The following is a 449-nucleotide window of genomic DNA, read 5'->3' on the forward strand; positions in this document are numbered from 1 at the left end:
CGTCAGACGACCGAGGGCCCGCGCAAGGACCGGTGATACTTCTGGAGGATGCGCTCCACGCGCATCTGGCCGAGCAGCGCCTGGAACGCCTCCGTGGCCACCAGCGCCCCTTCCACCGCGTCCATGGTCAGGGCCGCGTTCCCCGCCTGCTCCACCAGCCAGCGACCGTCCGCCGTGATGGCGAACACGGCGCGCTGGGGCTCTCCGGGCAGCCACACCACCAGGAAGAGGTTCTCGCACTCACACTTGGGATCCGAGCACAGCTCGATCCGCCAGGCGTAGCGCTGCCCGTCCAACTCCACGCGGCCCAGGATGTCCCGCTCCAGGTCCGCGCCTTCGCCCAGGAGCGACTCCGGCAACTGCACCTCGAAGGCGCCCTCCAGCCGGCCCATCGCTTCCAGCACCTGCGTGCGGCGCTCGGTCACCAGTGTCTCGAAGCCCTCCTGGAA

The 449-nt window shown here is 69.9% G+C and carries 1 protein-coding gene; it reads right to left on the bottom strand.

The window, feature by feature from the left end; all coding sequences use genetic code 11:
* Positions 1-2: 2 nt before the first annotated feature.
* Positions 3-449, bottom strand: a 447-nt coding sequence (locus tag HV826_RS36490) for a hypothetical protein (protein ID WP_217918925.1), incomplete at its 5' end; no start/stop codon positions are given.

It is taken from the genome of Myxococcus sp. AM010 (assembly GCF_013372585.1).
GTDB lineage: Bacteria > Myxococcota > Myxococcia > Myxococcales > Myxococcaceae > Myxococcus > Myxococcus vastator.